Source organism: Streptomyces coeruleoprunus, assembly GCF_039542925.1.
In the GTDB taxonomy this organism is placed as follows: Bacteria; Actinomycetota; Actinomycetes; order Streptomycetales; family Streptomycetaceae; genus Streptomyces; species Streptomyces coeruleoprunus.
Genome location: NZ_BAABIT010000001.1, coordinates 1,657,993 through 1,679,390 on the forward strand (window position 1 = coordinate 1,657,993; position 21,398 = coordinate 1,679,390).

Below are 21,398 nucleotides of genomic sequence, written 5' to 3' on the forward strand. Positions count from 1 at the left end.
CGCCGGCGCGATCACCCATGGCCTGTGGACACCTGGCGGGCCGGCTCCAGCCGTTCGGGGGGTGCGCTCCGGCCCATCGGCAGGGCGGCGCGCGGGGGATGGCGGACGCGCTGCTCGGGCTTGTGGTCGTGGTGGCCGACGCCGTCATCCAGCAGGGCGCCGGGCGTCCGGGCCCGCTGACCGGCCGGGGCGCTGTTCCGCCGGTCGGCGGGGTGGTCCCGGCCGGTCGGCGGGGGTGTCACCGAAGCCCGCCGGATGGTCCGCCTCCTGACGGGACGGCGAGGTTGTCGGTATGACACAGACACAGCCGCCGCAAGAGACTTCGGCTCCCCGGGAGAACGCGCCTCCGCGGCCCCACACCTCGTCCGAGTCCGCCGGGAAGATCTCGGGCGGTCCCTCGATGGGACGCCTGGTCGGGGTGGATCTGGCCCGCGCGCTGGCGGTGTTCGGCATGTACATCGTGCACATCGGCCCGGCGCTGTCGGCCACGGACGGCGTCGGCAGCTGGGTACGGTATCTGGCCGACGGTCACTCGTCGGTCCTGTTCGCCACCCTCGCCGGGTTCTCGCTGATGCTGATCGCCGGCCGCCGTGAGCCGAAGACCGGCTTGGCCGGCCGGCAGGCGAAGGTCCGGATCGCGATCCGCGCCGTGGTCCTGCTGGCGCTGGGCACCGTGCTGGCGATGGAGTACGGGGGTGTGATCATCCTCGGCTTCTACGGCGTCTACTTCCTTCTTGCCCTGCCCCTGCTGCGGCTGCGCGCGAGGACTCTCGCGATCATCGCGGCGGGGCTCGCGCTCGTCACGCCGCAGCTGGCGTTCGTCCTGAACTCGCTGCTGAGCGAGTCCGTCCAGCAGAGCATCGACGCCCACGACCCGCTCAAGAAGCTCAGCGAGGTGGGAGTGCTCGATCTGCTGCTCACCGGCTTCTACCCGGCGATCACGTGGATGTCGTTCGTGGTCGCCGGGATGGCGCTGGCCCGCCTCGACCTGTCGGCCGTCTCCGTCCAGCGGCGCCTGGCCGCGTTCGGTGCCGCGCTGACCGTGGGCGCGTACGGGCTGTCCCTGCTGCTGGCGGGCAAGGATGCGCTGCGGAGCATGGCGGAGGACGGGAAGTCGTCCGCCGGGTCCGAGGCGGCGTCCTTCGGCAGCGGATCCTTCGAGACCCGGCGGGCGGCCTCGGATCTGTTGTCCGCCGGGCCGCACAGCGGCACCACGTTCGACATCATCGGCAGCGTGGGGGTCGCCATCCTCGTGGTCGTGGGCGCGACGGTGCTGATGGACCGCCTGCCGCGCCTGCGCAGCCTGGCGAAACCGGTCGTCGCCGTGGGCACCATGTCGCTGACGGCCTACGTCGGCCACTTCGTCGTGCAGTCCATGGTGGGCATACCGGCCGGTGAAAGCAGCCAGGTGTCCTGGGTGCCTGTGCTCACGTTCATCCTCGGGGCGATCCTGTTCGCCGCGGTCTGGTCCCGCTTCTTCCGCCGCGGACCGCTGGAGTCCCTGCTCAACGCCGCCACCAAGCCGGCGAACCACGTCCGATGAGGCGAGGCCGGGGCGGCCGGCCCTCACAGCCGCCCCAACTTCGCAAACCGCGCGGGTATCCCGCGGATGTCCGGCACCACCCCGCCACACAGCTCGGCTGCCCCCGCCGTCCGGCGGGGGCAGCCGGCGGGGGCACCCGTCTCACCCGCCGGGGCGCCCCGCGGGGAGCAGGAGCTGGCTCGCGGCGAGCTGTGCGTACAACCCGTCCTCGGCCACCAGCTCCTCATGGGTGCCGATCGCGCGGACCCTGCCGGCGTCCATGACGACGATGCGGTCGGCGTCCGTCACCGTCGACAGGCGGTGCGCCACCACCAGAACGGTGGTCTCGCGTGCCGTCTCGGCGATGACGTCCCGCAGCGCCAGCTCGTTGACGGCGTCGAGCTGTGAGGTCGCCTCGTCCAGCAGCAGCAGCCGGGGCCTGCGCAGCAACGCGCGGGCGATCGCGACGCGCTGGCGCTCACCACCGGACAGCTTCGAGCCGCGATGCCCGACCAAGGTGTCCAGGCCGTGCGGGAGACGGTCGACGAGGGTGTCGAGCCTGGTCCGGGCGAGGACGGCGCGGATCTCGTCGTCCGTCGCGCCGGGCGCGCTGAAGACCAGGTTCTCCCGCAGCGTGCCGGCCAGCACCGGCGCGTCCTGCTCGACGCACCCGATGACGGACCGCAACTCGGGCAGCGGCCACTCGCGTATGTCCTTGCCGTCGACCAGGATCCGGCCGCCGGTCGTCTCGTAGAACCGCTCGATGAGCGAGAAGACCGTCGACTTGCCCGCACCCGAAGGCCCGACGAAGGCCGTCATCCCGGCGCCCGGCACCTCGAAGTCCACCTGCTGGTGGATGTACGGCAGCCCGGGCCCGTAGCGGAAGGACACCTCCTCGAAGCGGACCGACGCCGGCCGCCGTACGGCTGCCGTCGCCTCGGCTCGCACCGGCTCCTTCGTGGCCGGCGGCTCCGCCGCCAGGCGGTCCACCTCCTTGATCCGGGAGATCGCGGCCGCGCCCTCCTGGTACGCGGAGGCGGCCTCGACCAGCTTGTACACCGGCTCCATCAGGTAGAACAGGTACAGCAGGAAGGCGATGAGCGTGGAGACGGGGATGTCCCCGGACGCCACCCGCGCCCCGCCGACCGCGAGCACCGCGAGGAACGCCAGCTCGACGGCGAGGTTGTCCGCCGTTGCCAGCAGGGCCTCCCACTTCGCGCCGCGCACGCCGTGGCGCCACGCCCGCCGGGCCGACGCCTCGACGCGAGCGGTCTCCCTCTCCTCGGCGCCGGACGCCTTCACCGTGCGGAACGCGCCGAAGACCCGCTCCAGGCCGGTGGACATCTCCCCGACCGCGGCCTGGGAGCGCTCGGCGGCCTGCCCGATCTTCGGCATCACCAGGGCGGCGCCCGCCCCGACGACCGCGACCACGACGAGGGTCACGCCGAGCAGGACGGCGTCCAGGAAGGCCATCACCACGACCGCCGCGATCAGCGTGACCGTCCCGGTCGCGGCGTTGACCACCGCCTGGGTGCTGACGGCCCGCAGCAGCGTGGTGTCGGAGGTCACCCTCGACATCAGATCACCCGGCTGCATCCGGTCCACCGCCGAGAGCCGCAGCCGCAGCAGCCGGCCGATGAGGGTGCGGCGAGCGGCCAGGACCACCGACTCCGCCGTCCTCTCCAGCGCATAGGCGCCGAACGCCTCGGCCACCGTGCTCAGCAGCACCAGTACGGTCAGGGCCAGCAGGACGGTGGCGATCGTGCCACCGGACGAGAGCCGGTCGACCAGCGCCTTCGTGGCCAGTGGCTGGAGCAGCCCGCCAGCGGCCCCCACCAGCGCCAACAGCAGACCGAGTACGACGACCCACCGGTGCGGGCGGACATACCCGTACAGCGCCTTGAGCGTCTCGCGGACGCGCAGGGACTCGGCACCCGTCGTCTCGGGGGCGGATGCGGTGTTCACAGGATTCCTTTCCTACGTGGTCTGCCGCGCACCGCGTCAGCGGCGTACGGCATCGGCCCGCACGTGCGCACGGTGTGTCATGCCACCAGACTTGAGGGCCGGACGTCCCTCCAGCCATCCGACGATCGTCGGGTGCACCCCCGCCAAGTGGCTGGAGCCGCCGCCGAAGCCGGTTCTGCCCTCTCCCGTACGCACTCAGCGACCATGCCCCCCAGCCCCGCGGCCGTGCCGCCCGCCCGAGAAGGAGCGCCATGACCACCAGCCCGCCCACCGCAAGCGGTGTGCCGCTCCAACAGCAGAAAGCCGCCCTCCGACCGAGATGTCGCATCGGTTCAAGGAGGGCGGCTTTCTGTCACTGATAGTGCGTCAGCTCATGCGTGGGACGTGCGTCCGCTCCGGCGTCGGGGTCAGGACGGGTCGCCGTACTGGAGGCCGCGTCCGTTGGTGCCGATGTAGACGCGGCCGAAGGTGTCGGGGTCGCCGGTGATGACGCCGACGCCGCCGATGCTGCCCCACTGATGGGCGTCGTCGTTGACGCGGAGCCAGGTGGCGCCCTTGTCGGTGGAGCGGAAGACCCCGCTGACGTCCTTGACAGTGCCGATCATGTACAGGGCCTGGTAGGAGGCGCCCGGTGCGGCCTTGCCGAAGCCGAGGGCGGAGGCGGACTTCACCGTGGTGAGCCTGGCGAAGGTGCGGCCGCCGTCGGTGGAGTGCAGCAGCCCCTGACCACCACCGGCGATCCACAGGTCCCCCGCGACGCCAGGGACGGCCGTGAGCCTGCCGTCGGCGGGAAGGCCGGCGGCCCGGGCGGTGAAGGTCGCTCCGCCGTCGGTGCTGGCGTACAGCGTGCCGCCGGCCAGCGAGTAGAACGTCCTGGCCGAGGAGCGGTCGGCGACGACCACGGCGTCGGTGCCCAGGCAGCCGACCTTCGACCAGGTCGCGCCCTTGTCGGTGGAGCGGTACGGGACCTGCCCGGATTCGGTCCAGACGATGGCGGAGCCGTCCGCGGCGAGCGCGACATGGCCGTCCTGGGCGCCGGCCACCGGCTCTGCCGTGAAGCCGTGCCAGCTGCGGCCGCCGTCGGTGGAGTAGGCGCCGTCCTGCGCGCCGCCACGGCCGACGCGGACCATCATCGAGGGGTTGGACTGGGCGAAGTCGATGTCGGTGCTGTTGGTCATCATCGGCTTGTTCAGCCGCCCGGCGGGCACCTTGGTCAGGTCGTCGTGGCGGAAGCCGCCCTGGTCGCCCATGGCGGTGATGACGGTGGCACCGCCGGGCGGGGCGATCGCGTCCATCAGCGCGGTCTCCTCCAGGCCGCGCGCGCCCACGGTCCAGTGGCTGGTGCCGCCGCTGTCGGTGGCGTTGGCGTCCTTGCTGCGCCAGATGCCGTTGCCGGTGCCGTACAGCACGTGCCCGGAGTCGAAGGGGTCGATGGCGAGGGCGGTCATCCAGTGCCCGGTGTGGGTGCCGATGTACGGAGCGGCGGAGGCGTTCCGTACCGATTTCCCGGCCAGCGCCTTCCATGTCGTGCCGCCGTCGGTGCTGCGGTAGATCTCGTCCTCGGGCCACCAGCGGCCGAGGGTGGTGACCATCACCGTGGACGGCTTGCGCGGGTCGACGGCCAGGCCGGAGAAGCCGTAGGTGCCCCGGGACGGGGAGATGTCCTTCCACGCTCCGCCTGCCGGGGTGTACTTCCACACCGAGCCCGCCGTCACGCCGTTGGGTCCGAGGTTGTTGGTGTACGTCAGGTACAGCGAACCGTCACCGGAGAGCACGCCGTGCTGCGGCAGCTGGCCGGTGGGCCGCCCGGAGACGGCCTGCCAGGTGCTGCCGCCGTCGGTGGAGCGGTACAGGGACGTCGACCTGTCCGCGACGCCGACGTAGATCGTCTTGCTGCCGGCCGGGCCGTACGTCACGAAGGAGATGCCCGCGCCGCTGCTCGCCCCGTCCTTGACGGGGAACGAGGAGACCTGCCGCCATGTCGCGCCGTGGTCGGTGCTGCGCCACAGACCGTTCTTACGGGTACCCAGCAGCAAGGTGCGGTTGTCCGAGGGGTCGATCACGAGCCGTTCGCCCGCCCCGCGGCCGTCCTCGTTGCCGCCCAGCTTGAACGGCAGAGCGGTGCGCCGGAAGGTGCGGCCCCGGTCGGTGGAGCGCAGGATCGCGCCGTTGCCGGCCCAGTTGTTGGTGTAGGTGCCCGTCGCGAGGTAGAGCCGGTTGGGGTCGACGGGGTCGGTGGCCAGCGCGTCGATGCCCAGCAGGTTCCAGTCCTTCTCGCCGAGCCAGTCGGTGAGCGGGATCCACTGCTCGGCCGCGGTGTCCCAGCGGTAGGCGCCGCCCATGTCGGTGCGCGCGTACAGCAGTCCCTTCTCCCGTGGGTTGAACACCAGCCCGGTGACGTAACCGCCGCCGACCACCTGGGCGTTGCGCCACGTGTACGGGCCGGCCGCGGCCGACTGGCCACCGGCCACCTTCACCAGCTTCCACTGCTGGTTGGTGGTGCCCCTGCCCGGGTACTGGATGATCGCCGCGCCCTGGGCCGTGGAGCCTCCGGAGACGTCCAGGACCTGGCCGCTCTTGCGGGAGGTGAAGGTGACGGCGCCGGAACCGCGCACGTCGTCGATCCGCCACTCCTGGGAGGCGGAGGAGCTGTCGGTCTGCTGCTCGGCGGCAGCCGACCGGGCGGTCGAACCGCCCGCTATGCCCAGCACCTTGCCGCTGTTGCGGTTCACCAGCTCGTAGTAGCCGTCCCCGGTGGACCTCAGCCGCCACTGCTGGTTGGCGGTGTTCTGGTCGGTCCACTGCTGGATGCGGGTGCGGTCGGCGGTGGAGAAGGCGTTGACGTCCATCACCTTGCCGCTGCGCACGGAGACAAGCCTGTAGTAGGCACTGCCGTCGATCGTCGCGGCCTGGGAGTCCTCCTGGGTGAACAGGAGGTACGGCACGACTGCGGCGGGCACTCCGAGCAGGAGGGCGGTGGCGCTCCAGCGGCGGCGGTGACGACCGCGGGTGGGGTTGTTCATAGAGAGGTGTGCTCCTTGCGTATCACCGGGAATCGGGCAGGTCAGCGCTGCAGGGTGAGGACGCCCGGCCGGTACGGCAGTCCGTCGTAGGGGCCGTCCGCGTCGGGGGACTTGCCCTGGTAGAGGAACTGCAGGTTGCAGGGGTCGATGGTCATGGTCTGGTCGGGGTTGGTGCGGACCAGGTCACCGTGGCTGATGTCGTTGGTCCAGGTGGCGCCGCTGTTGGCCTTGCCCGCGAAGGGGTTGCTCTCGGTGGCGGCCTGCGGGGTCCACGGACCGTTCAGGCTGGAGGCCGTGAACGAGCGGAAGTAGCGCCGCTCGTTCGCGCCACGAGCCTCGACGATCATGAGGTACTGGTTCTGGCCCTGGACCTTGTAGACCTGCGGCGCCTCGAACAGGTTCTTCACCGTGTCGCTCATGACCGTCGTGTACGAGGAGCCGAAGTTGCCCGGGAAGTTCCCGATCGGCATGCTCGCCCGGTAGATCTTGCCGTTGTCACCGGCGAAGAACAGGTACATGTTCCGGTCGTCGGCGATCAGGGTCTGGTCGATCGGGCCGGTGCGGGAGTCGGGGAGGCTCCCGGTGAACAGCGGCTGCGGCGCGGACCAGCCGTTGGGGTTGGTGGGGTCGCTCGACAAGCGGTAGCTGAAGGGCGACGCACCCCACTGGTAAGCCAGCACCCAGACCTTCTTGGGCGCGAAGTAGAACAGTGTGGGCGCCACCGCGTTCTGGTTCATCCTGGTCTGGCCGGCCGACGCCATGTCCGACCAGTTCGTGAAGGGGCTGAACGCCATCGAGCCGTACGAGGTTCCCGACGCGCTCGACGCGTAGACCAGGTGCTTGCCGCCCAGCACCACGTTGGTGAAGTCCTTCACCGCGGCCCACCCGTTCGACGGCTTTGCGAGAGCGCCCGTCGAACTCCACTTGTACGTCGACGGAAGAGCACACGTGCCACCGCCCGTCCCGGACGGGGCGGTCCACTTCTGGTTGTTGACGGACGCGCAGGTGTACAGCTGGATCTTGGTGCCGTTCGCGGTGGCCGCGCCGACGGCGTCGAGGCACAGCCCGGACTGGACGCCGGTGATCGTGCCGTTGGCGTTGATGTTCCACTGCTGGTTGGCGCCGCCGTTGCAGTCCCAGATGACCACCGAGGTGCCGTTGGTGGTGCCCTTGCTCTTGGCGTCCAGGCACTTGTTGTCGTGGACCTTCAGCTGCTTGGCGGCGGTGTAGGTCCAGCGCTGGTTGGCCCGTCCGCTGCAGTCCCACAGTTGCGCCCGGGTGCCGTTGGCGGTGGCGGAGTCGGGGATGTCGATACAGCGGCCGGAGGCCACGCCCTTGACCTCCCCGGTACCGCCGGTCGGCTTGACCGGGGTGCTGCCGGAGCCGGACTTGAGAGCGTTCATGACGGCGGTGTACGCGGGCTTGGGCTTGCCGTCGTTGTCGAACAGCAGGGGGCTTTCGCCGCTGCGCCAGGAGTCGCGGTCACGGACGCCCCACACCGTGATGCCGGTGCACCGAGCCACGGACAGGCAGGTCCTGACCGTGTTCGCGTAGTGGGTGGGTGATGCCTGGGCGATGTCCAGCTCGGTGATCTGGACGTCGACGCCCAGCGCGGCGAAGGCGGCCAAGGTGGTCCTGAAGCTCGCCGGCGGGCCGCCCTCCCCGAAGTGGCTCTGGAACCCGACGCAATCGATGGGCACGCCGCGGGACGTGAAGTCCTTGACCATGCGGTAGACGCCCTGGGTCTTGGCGTCCGACCAGTTCTCGATGTTGTAGTCGTTGTAGCAGAGCTTGGCCGACGAGTCGGCCGCACGGGCGGTGCGGAACGCTTCCTCGATGAAGCCGCTGCCCAGCACCTCCTGGAAGACCGAGCTGCGGAGCCGGCCGCTGCCGCCGTCGGCGAACGCCTCGTTGACCACGTCCCAGGCGTAGATCTTGCCCTTGTAGTGGGTCATCTGGGTGGTGATGTGGTTGTTCATCACGCTGCGCAGCGTTTTCGCGTCGCGGATGGAGCTGACCCAGGAGGGGAGCTGCGAGTGCCAGACCGTGGTGTGGCCGCGTAGGCGCTGGCCGCGTGCCATGGCGTGGTTCACGATCCGGTCTGCGGGGCCGAAGTTGAAATTGCCGCGGGACGGTTCGATGGTGTCCCACTTCATCTCGTTCTCCGGGGTGATCATGTTGAACTCCCGGTCCGAGATCGCGGCGTACGTCGAGTCGCCGAGCCTGCCGGCGGCTACAGCCGTGCCGAAGTACCTGCCCGAGGGGGCCGCCTGGGTTCCCAGGGCTGCGGCTCCGGCGGAGCTGGGGAGGAGCGTCACGACACCGGCCACCACCGCCGCGGCCGACAGTCCGATCGTCAGTGTTCGGCGACGCCGGCGGAGCCGGTGCAGGCCCTTCATGATTCTCCTCGGGGGTCGCGGGTCACCCCGGGTGCCGCGATCGTGCGCGCCTCGGCCAGTGCGGCCCGATCTGCGGCGGGGTGGGTGCGGTGCAGGACGTGCGGCCGTTCCTGCGTACCGGTCACCCGGGGTTCGTGGGTGTGTCGCGTCATGGGAGGGCTTTCTTCAGGGGATACGTCAACGGGGGAAGCCGGGAACCTGCCACGCCGGCACGTCGTGGTGAGCGGCGTGAAGGGCACCCCTGAAGTGGAGGCTTCCGAACGCGCGGTCTCGTAACAGAAAAGTCGCGCGGTCCGGACGATTGCTCGGTGATGCATCTCGCAGGCGGAAAGCGTTATGCCAAGCCCCGCGGTCTGGTCGTCACGTGGAGAGGGCGCGCCGCACTGCTCAACACCGAAGGGCTTGCAGGATCAGCCTCAGGCCGGTCACGGCGAGGCAGCAGTCGATGACATGCGGATCGAAGCCGGATGCGGCGCAGCACTGGGCTCACTGCCGGGTGGAGAAAGGCGTGCTGCGGGATCGTGCTGCGGGATCACCGGCTGTCACGAGCGACCCGGTCCAGAATGCTCAAGGAGCGGTTCTCAAGCCCAGGCCCTGCGCATGATGAAGGAAGCCTGACCGGCGAAGGCCCGAGTGCCGTCGGAGCCATCGAGCCAGATGCCCCCGTCGCGGTGGCGGAGGACCGATCCGGGATAGTTGTGCGCGTGCAGGGTCACCGACCCGGCGACCGCCCCGGGGCGCGGACAGAAGGTGGCGTCTTCACGGAACAGTTCGCTGCCGTCGTCGGTGCTCAGCCGTAGCCGCAGGTAATGATGGCGAAGATACCGGCCGTCTTCCGCGCGGAAGGTGACGCACCGTGTGTCGGCCAGCCCCTCGATGACCGTGAAGGTGACCTGTTGCCGTGCCTGCGCGCTGCTGGACGCGGAGACTCGGCCGAGCGTCGCGAAGTCGCCGGCATGCGTGACGAACAGGCCGGGTCGGTCCGCGGACTCCAGCGACTGTGCGCCCAGCGGAACAGTGCCTGCGACGGCGGATGGACCCACCGGGGACGGTTTGGCCGACGTGGTGGTGCGCGACGGGACCGGCGTGGGAGTGCCGACCGTGGGAGCGGTGATGACGGCGGGCACCCGAGGCGCCGGTTCGGGCCAGGCCGCGTAGGTGGCGGTCCCGGCGATGAGCACCGCGCCGGTGGCGAGGCTCGCCATCGGATGAGCGGTCACCGCGTGCAGTTTGCCGATCAGCGAGCCGTGCAGACTGCCTCCCCCCGTCGCCGTGCCGACGGTGACGTGTGCCGTGGCCAGCCCGGCGGCGCTCGTGGCCGTGCCCGACAGCAGGCCCTTGGCGGTCAGCGCGGCGATGAGTGCGGCCGGGACGGCCAGCGGCGCGAGGTTGAGGAGCAGCAGTTCGGCCGGAACCCGTTCTGTCGTCGTCGCCGTGCAGATGGGGCAGTCGCGGGTGTGCCGCGCGATCCGCTTGCGCCACACGGATGTACGGAGACCGTCCCAGCCGACGACGGTCTCGTTCAGCTGCGGACAGCGCGGGTCCGCCTCCAGCGCGGCGACGACCGTCCGGCTCAGTTCCAGTTGCTCGCGCATGCGCTGCAGGCGTACTCCGGCGTGGGCGACACTGAGCCCCATCGCGTCGGCGATGTCGTGACGGCTCAGCAAGCCGGCGCATTCCTGCCACCACAGCGACATCAGCACCCGATGGTCCGGGTCGAGCCACCGGCCGGCTTCGGCCACCTGACGGCGTTCGTCCGACATGTGCAGACGCAGGATCGTCACGTCCTCGAGCGCGGCGCCGACGTCCGGTACCCGGAGTGCCTCGTCGATGACCGTGGTCCGGTCGGCGAGGGTGCGTTGCCGGTGCCAGTGGGTGTTGATCTGGCGGAGCGTGATCGACACCAGCCAGGACCGGAAGCTTTCCGGAGCACGCAGGGCGGGCAGGTCGCGCACGACGCGCATCAGGGTTTCCTGGACGACGTCGTCGACGTCGGCATGTCCGCTCAGCGCTCGCCCGACGATGTTGTAGAGCAACGGCAGGTATGCGGCGATCAGCTTCTCGCGCGCCCGATCGTCACCGGCCTGCGCCGCGACAACCAGCTCCGCGTGGTCCGCGTCCATGAGCCCCATTCCCACCTTCTCCAGGGAAGCGATCCGCCGAGTACGGCGGCAGCGCGCCTCCCAGCCGGCGTGACCTGAACGATCAATCAGGTGACGACCCATCAGGATGGGCGCCCGCCAACGTCATTTGAGCGTCAAGATATCGCCCGTAACGCCCACACCGCGCATAAAGCACACCCGCAAAACCGCAGGTCAGAAGCCCTACTTCACCGGCTCCAGAATCGCCACGCACTCCACATGGTGCGTCATCGGGAACAGGTCGAACGCCCGCAGCATCCGCAGCCTGTATCCCGCCTCGCGGAAGTACGCCACGTCGCGGGCCAGGGCCGCCGGGTCGCAGGCCACGTACGCGATGCGGCGGGCGCCCAGGGTGGCGAGGTGGTGGACCGTCTGCTTGCCGGCGCCCGCGCGGGGCGGGTCCAGGACGATGATGTCCGCCTCGGTGATGCCCGTGCGGGGCAGGACCTGTTCGACCTTGCCCTGCTCGATGCGGACGCGGGGGAAGTCGGCCAGGTTGTGGCGGGCGTCCTCCACCGCGCGCTTGCCGTACTCGATGCCCAGCACCGCGCCCTTCTCGCCCACGCGGTCGGCGAGGGCGCCCGCGAAGAGGCCGACGCCGCAGTAGAGGTCGAGCGCGGTGTCGCCCTTGCGGGGCAGCAGGCCCTGCATGACGGCGCGGACCAGGGTGTCGGCGGCCTTCGGGTGGACCTGCCAGAAGCCGCCGTTGCCGACGCGGTACGTGCGGTCGTCGGCGCGTTCGCGCACGAAGGGGCGGCCGTGGACGCGATGGATGCCGCCGTCCTTCTCGTGGACGCGGAGCACCGAGACCGGCTTGTCGAGTTCGACCAGCGGGAGGCGGGCGCCCGGGCGGGGGGTCAGGATCACCTGGCGGTCCTGGGAGCCCGTCGCCGCGATGGCCTCCACCGACGCCATGCCCGGCCAGGGGCGCTTCTCGATGCCCAGCTCGGAGACGCCCTCGGCGGCGATCATGCAGTGGTCGATCGGCTCCACCTCGTGCGAGCGGTGCCGGCGCAGGCCGGCCCTGCCGGACGCGTCGACCGCGTACTGGACGCGCGTGCGCCACTGGGGGACTTCTCCGGCCGGGAGCTTGTCGCCCTCGGCCGGCACCACCGTGCCGTCCCAGCCGGCCTCCTCGGGCGTCAGCCCGGCCAGGCGGCGCAGCTGCTCGGCCACCACCTCGGCCTTGAGGCGGCGCTGCGCGCCCGGCTTGGCGTGCTGCCAGTCGCAGCCGCCGCAGCGGCCGGGACCGGCGTACGGGCACGGGGCCTCCACGCGGTCCTTGGACGCCTCCAGGATCCGTACCGCGTCGGCACGGAGGAAGCGCGAGGTCTCCTCGCCCTCCGTGACGCGGGCGACGACCTTCTCACCGGGCAGGGCGTGGCGTACGAACAGGACGCGTCCCTCGTCGGTGCGGGCGATGCAGTGACCGCCGTGCGCGACGGGGCCGACCTCGACCTCGTACTCCTCGCCGACCAGCGAGGACTCGGATGCGTTCGGCATGGCGGGGTGACTCCAGGGGCGAAGGGGAGGTGGGCGGCGACCGTACGGCGCCGTGCGCCGCTGTTGCCCGGCCGGGCGTCCCACGTCGGACGGCCCACGTCGGGCGCGGCGCACGACGGACAACAGCCCACCAGTCTACGTCCCCCGCGGGTCACTCCGCGCCGGACGGTTCCTTCGCGGTACCCGCGCCCTGCTGCGTCTTGTCGACCGGGCCGCGGCGCACCGCACCGGGCGCGTTCCACTCCTGGTGCTTCTTGGCGCGCTGCTTCGCCAGTTCGGAGGAGCGGAGCTGGTACGGGACCGAGGTCACCATGACGCCCGGGGTGAACAGCAGCCGGCCCTTGAGGCGCAGGGCGCTCTGGTTGTGCAGCAGGTGCTCGTACCAGTGGCCGACCACGTACTCGGGGATGATCACGCTGACGACGTCGCGCGGGCTCTCGCGGCGCAGGCTCTTGACGTACTCGACGGCGGGGCGCGTGATCTCGCGGTACGGGGAGTCGAGGATCTTCAGCGGGACGTTGATGCCGCGCCGCTCCCACTCCTCCTTGAGGGCCTTGGTCTCGGCCGGGTCGACGTTGATGCTGAGCGCTTCGAGCTTGTCGGAGCGCATCAGCTTGGCGTACGCGACGGCCCGCAGCGTCGGGCGGTGGATCTTCGACACCAGGACGATGGAGTGCACCCGGGACGGGCGGAGGCTGTCGTCGCTGGGGCCCTCGGGCGCGGCCAGCTCCTGGGAGACCCGGTCGTAGTGCTTGCGGATCGCCGTCATGAGGACGAAGAAGAACGCCATGCCGACGAGGGACACCCAGGCGCCGTGCCCGAACTTGGTGATGAGCACGACGACCAGGACGAGACCCGTGAAGAAGGCGCCGAAGGTGTTGATCGCGCGGGAGCGGATCATGCGGCGGCGCGCGGCCGGGTCGGTCTCGGTGCGCAGATGGCGGTTCCAGTGCCGGACCATGCCGGTCTGGCTGATGGTGAAGGAGACGAACACGCCGACGATGTAGAGCTGGATGAGCCGGGTCGAGTCGGCGCCGTAGGCGTAGACGAGGAGCGCGGCGGCGCCGGCGAGCAGCACGATGCCGTTGGAGAACGCGAGGCGGTCGCCGCGGGTGTGCAGCTGGCGCGGCAGGTAGCGGTCCTGGGCGAGGATCGAGCCGAGGAGCGGGAAGCCGTTGTACGCCGTGTTCGCGGCGAGGAACAGCACCAGCGCGGTGGCGGCGGCCAGCAGGACGAACATGAAGCTGCCGTCGCCGAAGACGGCGGCCGCGACCTGCGAGATGACCGGTTCCTGGGTGTAGCCCTCGCCGACGGGCTTGCCGTCGCGCAGCAGGTCGTGGGCCGGGTGCTCGGCCATCTTGACGTCGGTGGCGAGGGCCAGGCCGATGATGCCGCAGAACATGGTGACGGCCAGGCCGCCCATGAGGGCGAGGGTGGTGGCGGCGTTCCGGCTCTTGGGCTTGCGGAAGGCGGGGACGCCGTTGCTGATGGCCTCGACGCCGGTGAGCGCGGCACAGCCGGACGAGAAGGCCCTCAGGAGCAGGAAGAAGAGCGCGATTCCGGCGAGGCCCTGCTGTTCGGCCTGGATCTCCAGGTCGGCGGTCGGGGCCCGCATGTTGTCGCCCATGACGAGCCCGCGGAAGGCTCCCCAGGCGATCATGGCGAAGACGCCGGTCACGAAGACGTAGGTGGGGATGGCGAAGAACCGTCCCGATTCCTTCACGCCGCGCAGGTTCATCAACGTCAGGAGGACGATGATGACGATGGCGGAGGCCACCTTGTGCTCGACGATGAACGGGATGGCGGAGCCGAGGTTCTCCACGCCGGAGGAGATGGACACCGCGACGGTGAGGACGTAGTCGACGAGCAGCGCGCTCGCCACGCCGACGCCCGCCTTGGGGCCGAGGTTGGTGTTGGCGACCTCGTAGTCGCCGCCGCCGCTGGGGTAGGCGTGCACGTTCTGCCGGTACGAGGCGACGACCGTGAACATCAGGATGACGACCGCGACCGCGATCCAGGGGCTGAACGCGTAGGCCGACGCGCCGGCGATGGAGAGGACCAGCAGGACTTCGCCCGGTGCGTACGCCACCGAGGAGAGCGGGTCGGAGGCGAAGACGGGGAGTGCGATGCGCTTCGGGAGGAGAGTCTCTCCCAGCCTGTCGCTGCGCAGAGCCCGGCCGATCAGGATCCGTTTGGGCACGTCGGTCAGTTTGGACACGCAGAGGATCGTAAGCGTTCGAAATGCGCCATGCCCACTTACCTAGGGTTTACGGCGGGCTGGCCTCGGGCGTGCCCCGGAACCGGCCTCGGAGACGGCGCGGGCTGACCTCCGGCTTTCCCCCGGGCGTTCGGCGGGCTTTCCCGAGGCTTTCCTCCGGCCTCCTCGCGATTTCCTCGCGACGTCCCCGCGGCTTCCCCGGTTCCTCCAGGGAACCTCCCCGGCTCCTTTCCGGTCCTCTACCCGGGGGTGCCCGAGGGCGTACGCGAATGAGGGCAACCGGGAGTGCGAGGCATAAGCTCATCTCGAGACAGCACCGCACGCAGGCTGAGAGAGAAGAGTGAGCAGGGTGTTTTCGCAGGTCAGCATGGTGACCAGGAGTGCGGGGTAGGCGGACGTGCACATCGTGATCATGGGATGCGGGCGTGTCGGGGCGGCACTCGCGCAGACCCTGGAACAGCAGGGGCACACGGTCGCCGTCGTCGACCAGGACCCCACGGCCTTCCGGCGCCTCGGCTCCGGTTTCGGCGGCCGGCGCGTCACCGGCGTCGGCTTCGACCAGGACACCCTGCGTGAGGCCGGTATCGAGGAGGCCGGGGCGTTCGCCGCGGTCAGCAGTGGTGACAATTCCAACATCATCGCGGCCCGGGTGGCCCGCGAGATGTTCGGCATCGAGAACGTCGCCGCCCGTATCTACGACCCCAAGCGCGCCGAGGTCTACCAGCGGCTGGGCATCCCCACCGTGGCCACGGTCCGGTGGACCGCCGACCAGATGCTGCGACGCCTGCTGCCGTCCGGTTCCGAGCCACTGTGGCGGGACCCGAGCGGTGGGGTGCAGCTCGCGGAGGTGCACACGTCCGCGGCGTGGATCGGCCACAAGGTGAGCCGGCTCCAGGACGAGACGGGTGTGCGCGTGGCGTTCCTCACGCGGCTGGGCGAGGCGATCCTGCCGTCGTCGCAGACGGTGTTGCAGGAGGGCGATCTGGTGCACGTGATGATGCGCACGGACGAGGTCGAGAAGGTCGAGGCGGCGTTCGCCCACGGTCCTGAGGAGGGTGGTCACTGATGCGGGTCGCTATTGCGGGCGCCGGCGCGGTGGGCCGTTCCATCGCGGGCGAGCTGCTGGAGAACGGGCACGAGGTGCTCCTCGTGGACAAGGCGCCGACCGCCATCTCGGTGGAGCGCGTGCCGCAGGCCGAGTGGCTGCTGGCCGACGCCTGTGAGATCACCTCGCTGGACGAGGCGGCGCTCCAGCGCTGCAACGTGGTCATCGCGGCGACGGGCGACGACAAGGTGAACCTCGTCGTGTCCCTGCTGGCGAAGACCGAGTACGGGGTGCCCCGGGTCGTCGCGCGGGTCAACAACCCGAAGAACGAGTGGCTGTTCAACGAGGCGTGGGGCGTGGACGTCGCCGTGTCGACGCCGCGCCTGATGTCGGCGCTGGTGGAGGAGGCGGTGAGCGTCGGCGACCTGGTCCGGCTGCTGCGCTTCAGCCACGGCGACGCGAACCTGGTCGAGCTGACGCTGCCGCCGGAGTCGGCGATCGCCGGCACGCGGGTGGGCGACGTGGCGTGGCCCGAGGACACCTCGCTGGTGACGATCATCCGCGGCTCGCGCGTGCTGACGCCGAACGCGGAGGAGACGCTGGAGGCGGGTGACGAGCTGCTGTTCGTGGCCGCCCAGGCGCGCGAGGAGCAGCTGGAGGACCTGCTGTCGGTCCGCCGCTAGAAGCGCCGCCGGGCGCTTGGCCCTCCTACGGAAAAGGGGCTCGGGACCGGTTCACCGGTCCCGAGCCCCTTGTGCGTGGTCCACGCGCCCGCGTGGACCACGTCAGCACGTACTGCGCGTACTGCGCCTCAGGCCTCGCCCTCGCGGGACGGGGTCGCGGCGCGTGCGGCCGCCTGCTCCGCCTCCTCGCGCTCCTTCTCGGCGCGCTCGGCCTCCTCCATCTCCGCGAAGACGTCGATCGGCGGCGGCGCCTTCGCCAGGAAGACCCAGGTCAGATACACCGCCAGCAGGAACGGCGGGATCTTCAGGGCGACCAGGACCCAGCCGAGCTGGGTGGTGTCCGCCCACCAGTACAACGGGAACAGGATCGCGCTTTTGCCGATCAGGATCAGGCCCCACGCCCAGCTGGCCTTGGCGTACGCCTTCTTGCGGCCGGGGTTGCGGGTGCGCCAGGAGAGGTTCTCCTTGAAGACCGGGCCGAGGATCAGCCCGATCAGCGGGACGCCGGCCAGCGTCGTGACGATGTACGCGACGCCGAGCCCCAGCGTGTAGAGCATGCCCGGGAGGTAGAAGTCCTTGGCGTTGCCGGTCATCATCGCGAAGACCACGCCGAAGGCCACCCCGAAGACGCCGCTGAAGGCGTGCTTCACGGTGTCACGGCGGACCAGCCGCACGACGACGAGCAGCAGCGAGACCGCCAGGGCCGCGATGGCCGCGGAGTGCAGGTCCTTGTTGACCGTGAAGATCGTGACGAAGAGGAGGCCGGGGAGGACGGTCTCCACCATGCCCCGCACTCCGCCGAACGCGTCGAACAGCGCGGCCTCGGTCACGGCTTTCGCGTGCGCGTCGTCGCCGTGCCGGCCGTCGTCGTGTTCGGTGGTCGGCTTGTCGAGTGACGTCACCGGCTACTCCTGTCCGAGCGGTCGGAGTTCGTATTTCGGGTTGAAGAGGACCCTGCGGCCCTGGCTCATGGAGATCCGGCCGGAGGCGATGAGCCTGCGGCCCGGTTCTATGCCCACGATCGAGCGCCGGCCCAGCCACACCACGTCCAGAGGGGCGGTGCCGTCGAAGAGCTCGGCCTCAAGCGCCGGCACTCCGGCCCGCGGACGCAGGGTGACCGTCCGCAAGGTACCAGTCACCTTGACGATCTGCCGGTCACCGCAGTCGGCGATGCGGGTGCACCCGGACGCCTGGGCGTCCTCCTGAAGCTCCTCGGACTCCAGCTCCCCCTGCGAGCTGGACAGCCGGTCCAGCATCCGGCGGAAGCGCCCTGTGGGCTTCCCTGTACGCGGTGCAGCACTCATACAGAAAGCGTACCGGGACCCCCTGTCGCCCCACTCTGCCTGTGGAAAACGCCCCCGCGGCGACGTTCCGGGTGCGGACGGACCGGGGCGGATCGGAGGCGGACCAGGGGCCGGGGGGGCGGACCCGGTCAGTTCTCGAAGCGGTACCCCATACCGGGTTCGGTGATGAAGTGCCGGGGGTGCGAGGGGTCGGCCTCCAGCTTGCGGCGCAGCTGGGCCATGTAGACCCGCAGGTAGTTGGTCTCGGTGCCGTACGACGGGCCCCAGACCTCCTGGAGGAGCTGCTTCTGGCTGACGAGCCGCCCGCTGTTGCGGACCAGCACCTCCAGGAGGTGCCACTCGGTCGGGGTGAGCCGGACGTCCTTGCCGTCGCGGTTGACCTTCTTCGCGGCGAGGTCGACGGTGAACCCCTCCGTGCTGACGACGATCCGGTTGTCCTCGCCGCCGCCGGCGGGCTCGGCCCTGCGGACGGCGGCGCGCAGCCGGGCCAGCAGCTCGTCCATGCCGAACGGCTTGGTGACGTAGTCGTCGGCGCCCGCGTCGAGAGCCTCGACCTTCTCGTCGGAGCTGTGGCGGGCGGAGAGCACGAGTATCGGCACGCGGGTCCAGCCGCGCAGGCCCTTGATGACGTCGACGCCGTCCATGTCGGGAAGGCCGAGGTCCAGGACGACGACGTCGGGGTGGCGGCCGGCGGCCAGTTCGAGGGCGGTGGCCCCGTCGGGAGCGGCGTCGACCTCGTACTTGCGCGCCTTCAGGTTGATCACGAGGGCGCGTACGATCTGCGGCTCGTCGTCGACCACGAGCACCCGCGTCATGGGGTCCTGCTTTCTCTCGTCCGGGGCGGCGCGGCACCGGGCCGTGCACCCCCGACCTTAAGGCCGGAGAAACCGCCGAATCGGACGGGGGTACGGGTTCCGGGGCCGTCTTGACATGATTCTGACGCCCTGCGGCACCGGGCCCGCCACGAAGGCCGGGACAGCGCGCGAAGGGCGCGCCCCGTACGTACACGAGGGGCCGCCCCCGGCGTACGGGAGCGGCCCATCGGCGTACGAAAGTGCAGGGCACCGCGCGGAGGCGCACAGCCGCACCACCCGTACGGCGTGTACGGCGGCGCCGAGCGGCGAGCGAACGGCGTCAGCGGACCTCGGTGATCTCCGGGCCGCGCTGGAGCTGACCCATGCCGCCGGAGAAGCGGGAGCCGCCCTGGGCGTCCTGCTGCACGCCCTCGGGAACCATCTGCGCGTCGTTGGGCAGCTTCAGGACGATCGGGTCGCGGGGCGCCATCGGGCCCTCGCCGCGGACGACCACGGTGTCGCGGAAGATCTGCTCCAGCAGCCCCGCGGCCTGCGGCTGCACCGCGCCCTGGCCGGAGATGACGCCGCGCAGGAACCAGCGCGGGCCGTCGACGCCGACGAAGCGCACCAGCTGGACGCCGCCGGTGCCGTCGGGCAGCTGGACCGGTACCTGGGCGCGCAGCTCCCAGCCGAGGGGGCCCTCGACCTCGTCGATGATGCCGCCCTGCTGGGTGATGCCGGAGGCGATCTCCTCGCGGACCTCGCCCCAGATGCCCTCCTTCTTCGGCGCGGCGAACGCCTGCAGCTGGATGGCGCTGTCGCGCAGCACCACGGTCGCGGCGACGATCGCGTCACCGGCGACCTCGACGCGCAGCTCCATGCCCTCGACGCCGGGCACGAACATGCCGCCCAGGTCGACGCGTCCCTCCTCGGCCTTGGAGACCTCGGAGATGTCCCAGGGGCCGTCGGGCCGGGGCGCCGGCGGAAGGTTCACCCGGCGCGGCCGGGCCTCCTCGTCCTCCGCCTCGTCGGTGTCGACCGCGTCGACGACCTGCTCGGCCTCGCTCGCCGCGGTCTCGGCGGCACGGCTCTTCTTGCGACGTCCGAACACGTCACTGTCCTTCCCGGTCGGATACGACCGAAGCGTATCGATTCCCACCCGTCCAGCCCTCCACGGCGGCATGACCGCCAGTGGACCCGAAGCCCCCCTCGGCCCGTGCCGAGCCGGGAAGCTCCGCCACCTCGTGGAAGCGGACCCTCTCGACTTGCTGAACGACCAGTTGGGCGATCCGGTCGAACCTTTCGAACCGCACGCTCTCGCGCGGGTCCAGGTTGACCACGATCACCTTGATCTCTCCACGGTACCCGGCATCGACGGTCCCTGGGGCATTCACGAGCGCCACTCCGCACCGGGCCGCCAGTCCGGAGCGCGGGTGTACGAAGGCCGCGTACCCGTCGGGGAGGGCGATGGACACGCCGGTGGGCAGGACGGCGCGCTCACCGGGGGCCAGCTCGGCCGCCTCGGTGGTGCACAGATCGGCGCCGGCGTCGCCGGGGTGGCCGTACGCGGGGAGCGGCACCTCCGGGTCCACGCGGCGGATCAGGACGTCGACAGGGTTACGCATCAGGGGTTCACCTCGAAGGCGCGGGCGCGCCGGACCTGGTCGGGGTCGGCCATGGCGGCCCGGATCTCCTCCGGGCGGCCGTTGTCGATGAAGTGCTCGACCTTCACCTCGATGAAGAGGGCGTCGGCGCGGACGGCGACGGGGCCCTGGGGGCCGCCGATCCGGCCGGTCCCCGTCGAGTAGATCTTGCGGCCGTCGACCGCCGTGACCTCGGCCTCCAGGTGGAGCACGGTGCCGACGGGCACGGGCCGCACGAAGTCGGTCTCCAGGCGGCCGGTGACGGCGATGACGCGGAGCAGCCAGTTGAGCGCGCCGAGCGTCTCGTCGAGCGCGGTGGCGAGGACGCCGCCGTGGGCGAGGCCGGGGGCACCCTGGTGGTCGGGGGTGACCGTGAACTCGGCGGTGACGGTCACGCCCTCGCCGGCCCTGGCGTCCAGGTGGAGCCCGTGCGGCTGGCCGCCGCCGCAGCCGAAGCAGTGGTCGTAGTGGGACCCGAGCGGCTCGCCGGGGGCGGGCGCGTCGGGGTGCCGTACCGGCGGTCTGGCCCCGGCGGGAGGCGTCAGTGCAGTGCTCACAGGCGCAGACCTTACCCGCGAGGCGGGGCACGGGTCGCGCCGTGCCAAGCTTGGGTGTATGCAGCCTTCCACCCAGCCTTCCGCCCGGCCCTCGGCACCGCTGTACGACGAACGTCTCACGGCCCCGCGGCTGTGGTGGGCGATCGCCGTCCTGCTGGGCCTGTCGGCCGGCCTCGTCGTGGCGCCGTTCGGGACGGTGGTGGTCCTGGCCTCGGTGATCGTGGTCGGCGTGCTCTCGGCGGTGTGCGTCAGCTCGTACGGCTCCGCCCGCATCCGCGTGGTGGCGGGGTCGCTCGTCGCGGGGGACGCCCGGATCCCGGTGACGGCGCTGGGCGAGCCGCAGGTGCTGGACGCCGAGGAGGCGCGCGCGTGGCGCACGTACAAGGCCGATCCGCGGGCGTTCATGCTGCTGCGCAGCTATGTGCCGGGGGCGGTGCGGGTGGAGGTGACGGACGCGGCCGATCCGACGCCGTACGTCTACCTGTCGAGCCGTACGCCGGAGGTGCTGGCGGAGGCGCTGCGGAAGGCGCGCGCGGCCGTCGACGGGGCGCGGGCGTCCGAGAGGGCGTCCCAGTAGGCCGGCTGCTCGGGCTGCCGGGGC

General features: G+C 71.0%; 18 protein-coding genes. 4 read left to right on the top strand and 14 right to left on the bottom strand.

What is annotated here, in order from left to right:
• Positions 1–11: 11 nt before the first annotated feature.
• Positions 12–242, bottom strand: coding sequence for a hypothetical protein (locus tag ABEB09_RS07095; protein WP_345688196.1), 231 nt, complete (start codon positions 240–242; stop codon positions 12–14).
• 50 nt (positions 243–292) lie between these two features.
• Between ABEB09_RS07095 and ABEB09_RS07100 the strand changes: the two genes are divergently transcribed.
• Positions 293–1,543, top strand: coding sequence for a DUF418 domain-containing protein (locus ABEB09_RS07100; RefSeq protein ID WP_380840834.1), 1,251 nt, complete (start codon positions 293–295; stop codon positions 1,541–1,543).
• A 141-nt stretch (positions 1,544–1,684) separates the two neighbouring features.
• On the opposite strand, the gene ABEB09_RS07105 is transcribed toward ABEB09_RS07100, so the two are convergent.
• The 7 genes from ABEB09_RS07105 to ABEB09_RS07135 form a co-directional block, all read right to left on the bottom strand.
• Positions 1,685–3,487 carry an ABC transporter ATP-binding protein gene (locus ABEB09_RS07105; protein WP_345688200.1) on the bottom strand — a complete coding sequence of 601 codons (1,803 nt, stop codon included), beginning with the start codon at positions 3,485–3,487 and terminating at the stop codon, positions 1,685–1,687.
• Between the two features lie 407 nt (positions 3,488–3,894).
• Complete coding sequence (locus tag ABEB09_RS07110; RefSeq protein ID WP_345688202.1) at positions 3,895–6,510, bottom strand: RICIN domain-containing protein; 2,616 nt, start codon at positions 6,508–6,510, stop codon at positions 3,895–3,897.
• 41 nt (positions 6,511–6,551) lie between these two features.
• Positions 6,552–8,909: a non-reducing end alpha-L-arabinofuranosidase family hydrolase gene (locus tag ABEB09_RS07115; RefSeq protein WP_345688204.1), complete on the bottom strand. Its 2,358-nt coding sequence runs from the start codon at positions 8,907–8,909 to the stop codon at positions 6,552–6,554.
• On the bottom strand, positions 8,906–9,061 hold the full coding sequence (locus ABEB09_RS07120) for a hypothetical protein (protein ID WP_345688206.1): 156 nt from the start codon (positions 9,059–9,061) through the stop codon (positions 8,906–8,908). Before ABEB09_RS07120 ends, ABEB09_RS07115 begins: the two co-directional genes overlap by 4 nt.
• A 429-nt stretch (positions 9,062–9,490) precedes the next feature.
• Complete coding sequence (locus ABEB09_RS07125; protein WP_345688208.1) at positions 9,491–11,032, bottom strand: sigma-70 family RNA polymerase sigma factor; 1,542 nt, start codon at positions 11,030–11,032, stop codon at positions 9,491–9,493.
• 201 nt (positions 11,033–11,233) lie between these two features.
• Complete coding sequence (locus tag ABEB09_RS07130) at positions 11,234–12,553, bottom strand: class I SAM-dependent RNA methyltransferase (protein ID WP_345688210.1); 1,320 nt, start codon at positions 12,551–12,553, stop codon at positions 11,234–11,236.
• 151 nt (positions 12,554–12,704) lie between these two features.
• Complete coding sequence (locus ABEB09_RS07135; protein ID WP_345688212.1) at positions 12,705–14,771, bottom strand: APC family permease; 2,067 nt, start codon at positions 14,769–14,771, stop codon at positions 12,705–12,707.
• A gap of 397 nt (positions 14,772–15,168) precedes the next feature.
• Here ABEB09_RS07135 and ABEB09_RS07140 point away from each other — a divergent pair, with 397 nt between their 5' ends.
• Entirely contained in the window at positions 15,169–15,837 is a 669-nt protein-coding gene (locus tag ABEB09_RS07140; RefSeq protein ID WP_345688214.1) for a potassium channel family protein, read from the top strand.
• The gene (locus tag ABEB09_RS07145) at positions 15,837–16,499 is read left to right on the top strand and encodes a potassium channel family protein (protein ID WP_345688216.1); all 663 of its coding nucleotides are present in this window, start codon (positions 15,837–15,839) and stop codon (positions 16,497–16,499) included. The genes ABEB09_RS07140 and ABEB09_RS07145 overlap by 1 nt, the downstream gene beginning before the upstream one ends.
• A 128-nt stretch (positions 16,500–16,627) precedes the next feature.
• Here the strand turns inward: ABEB09_RS07145 and ABEB09_RS07150 are convergent, their stop codons facing one another.
• From ABEB09_RS07150 to ABEB09_RS07175, 6 genes are all read right to left on the bottom strand, one after another.
• On the bottom strand, positions 16,628–17,401 hold the full coding sequence (locus ABEB09_RS07150; RefSeq protein WP_345688218.1) for a DUF3159 domain-containing protein: 774 nt from the start codon (positions 17,399–17,401) through the stop codon (positions 16,628–16,630).
• A 3-nt stretch (positions 17,402–17,404) separates the two neighbouring features.
• The gene (locus ABEB09_RS07155; RefSeq protein ID WP_345688220.1) at positions 17,405–17,803 is read right to left on the bottom strand and encodes an OB-fold nucleic acid binding domain-containing protein; all 399 of its coding nucleotides are present in this window, start codon (positions 17,801–17,803) and stop codon (positions 17,405–17,407) included.
• Between the two features lie 128 nt (positions 17,804–17,931).
• On the bottom strand, positions 17,932–18,618 hold the full coding sequence (locus tag ABEB09_RS07160) for a response regulator (protein WP_345688222.1): 687 nt from the start codon (positions 18,616–18,618) through the stop codon (positions 17,932–17,934).
• A gap of 319 nt (positions 18,619–18,937) precedes the next feature.
• Complete coding sequence (locus tag ABEB09_RS07165; protein WP_345688224.1) at positions 18,938–19,708, bottom strand: DUF3710 domain-containing protein; 771 nt, start codon at positions 19,706–19,708, stop codon at positions 18,938–18,940.
• Position 19,709: 1 nt separating this feature from the next.
• Positions 19,710–20,222 (bottom strand): dUTP diphosphatase, encoded by a 513-nt coding sequence (gene dut / locus ABEB09_RS07170; protein ID WP_345688226.1) that lies wholly within the window; start codon positions 20,220–20,222, stop codon positions 19,710–19,712.
• Positions 20,222–20,797: a PaaI family thioesterase gene (locus tag ABEB09_RS07175; protein ID WP_345688228.1), complete on the bottom strand. Its 576-nt coding sequence runs from the start codon at positions 20,795–20,797 to the stop codon at positions 20,222–20,224. The genes dut and ABEB09_RS07175 overlap by 1 nt, the downstream gene beginning before the upstream one ends.
• Before the next feature lie 58 nt (positions 20,798–20,855).
• Here ABEB09_RS07175 and ABEB09_RS07180 point away from each other — a divergent pair, with 58 nt between their 5' ends.
• Positions 20,856–21,374 carry a DUF3093 domain-containing protein gene (locus ABEB09_RS07180; RefSeq protein WP_345688230.1) on the top strand — a complete coding sequence of 173 codons (519 nt, stop codon included), beginning with the start codon at positions 20,856–20,858 and terminating at the stop codon, positions 21,372–21,374.
• The last annotated feature ends 24 nt before the right edge of the window (positions 21,375–21,398 follow it).

Coding starts and splice junctions, on each gene's coding strand:
- ABEB09_RS07125 (WP_345688208.1), bottom strand. CDS start 11,032: ATGGACGCGGACCACGCGGAGCTGGTTGTCGCGGCGCAGGCCGGTGAC.
- ABEB09_RS07130 (WP_345688210.1), bottom strand. CDS start 12,553: ATGCCGAACGCATCCGAGTCCTCGCTGGTCGGCGAGGAGTACGAGGTC.
- ABEB09_RS07145 (WP_345688216.1), top strand. CDS start 15,837: ATGCGGGTCGCTATTGCGGGCGCCGGCGCGGTGGGCCGTTCCATCGCG.
- ABEB09_RS07180 (WP_345688230.1), top strand. CDS start 20,856: ATGCAGCCTTCCACCCAGCCTTCCGCCCGGCCCTCGGCACCGCTGTAC.
- ABEB09_RS07120 (WP_345688206.1), bottom strand. CDS start 9,061: ATGACGCGACACACCCACGAACCCCGGGTGACCGGTACGCAGGAACGG.
- dut (WP_345688226.1), bottom strand. CDS start 20,222: ATGCGTAACCCTGTCGACGTCCTGATCCGCCGCGTGGACCCGGAGGTG.
- ABEB09_RS07110 (WP_345688202.1), bottom strand. CDS start 6,510: ATGAACAACCCCACCCGCGGTCGTCACCGCCGCCGCTGGAGCGCCACC.
- ABEB09_RS07100 (WP_380840834.1), top strand. CDS start 293: ATGACACAGACACAGCCGCCGCAAGAGACTTCGGCTCCCCGGGAGAAC.
- ABEB09_RS07115 (WP_345688204.1), bottom strand. CDS start 8,909: ATGAAGGGCCTGCACCGGCTCCGCCGGCGTCGCCGAACACTGACGATC.
- ABEB09_RS07160 (WP_345688222.1), bottom strand. CDS start 18,618: ATGACGCGGGTGCTCGTGGTCGACGACGAGCCGCAGATCGTACGCGCC.
- ABEB09_RS07155 (WP_345688220.1), bottom strand. CDS start 17,803: ATGAGTGCTGCACCGCGTACAGGGAAGCCCACAGGGCGCTTCCGCCGG.